We start from the raw sequence: 614 nt of genomic DNA on the forward strand, positions 1-614 counted from the left end.
AATTTCCATGTACCACCGTTCACTGGTTGTGGACATACATCAGACAACCCCAACGGATCCACCCACCCCGTCGGGTTAGGCACGTACTGGTAGTGGTTCAACCCACCCGCCAGCTTGATCGGGTCCGGGTTCAGGAAACGGCCGGTGTTGGGATTGTAGTAACGATGCCGGTTGTAGTGCAGGCCGGTTTCCGTGTCGTAGTACTGCCCCTGGAAGCGTAGTGGGTTGTCGATTTCCGCTACTTCCAGGCGGGCGACGTTGCCGTAGGCGCGTAGCGGGCCGACCAGAGGATTTCGCCGCCGTAGCTGGTCAGTTCCTGCGGAGTGCCCAGGTGGTCGAGTGATAGTAGAAGGGCTCGGCCTTCAGTGGTCCTTCGCCGTCCAGCATGACCAACGACCCGGCTCGTTGCCTCTTCACTCTGAAACAAGCTCACCCGAGGTTTTGTGCAATAGCCTCTCCGGCTTGTACGTCACGCTATCTACAACTGTGTTTTCCATATAAATCCCAGGTTGCAACTCCGCGATCCCTCCCAGGCTGAACCATTAACAAATCATTTACTTCTCGATTGCGACAACGCCTGACAAATGGCAAAGCCAAACTTTGGTTGCTCATAT

General features: G+C 55.5%; 2 protein-coding genes. Both read right to left on the reverse strand.

The window, feature by feature from the left end:
• Positions 1-287 (reverse strand): RHS repeat-associated core domain-containing protein (locus tag N879_RS20805; protein ID WP_442853944.1); only part of this gene is annotated, 287 nt, incomplete at its 3' end.
• Positions 239-433, reverse strand: coding sequence for an RHS domain-containing protein (locus N879_RS20985; RefSeq protein WP_442853943.1), 195 nt, complete (start codon positions 431-433; stop codon positions 239-241). The genes N879_RS20985 and N879_RS20805, both read right to left, overlap by 49 nt.
• Positions 434-614 lie beyond the last annotated feature (181 nt).

The sequence above is a fragment of the Alcaligenes sp. EGD-AK7 genome, assembly GCF_000465875.3.
GTDB lineage: Bacteria > Pseudomonadota > Gammaproteobacteria > Burkholderiales > Burkholderiaceae_B > Alcaligenes > Alcaligenes phenolicus.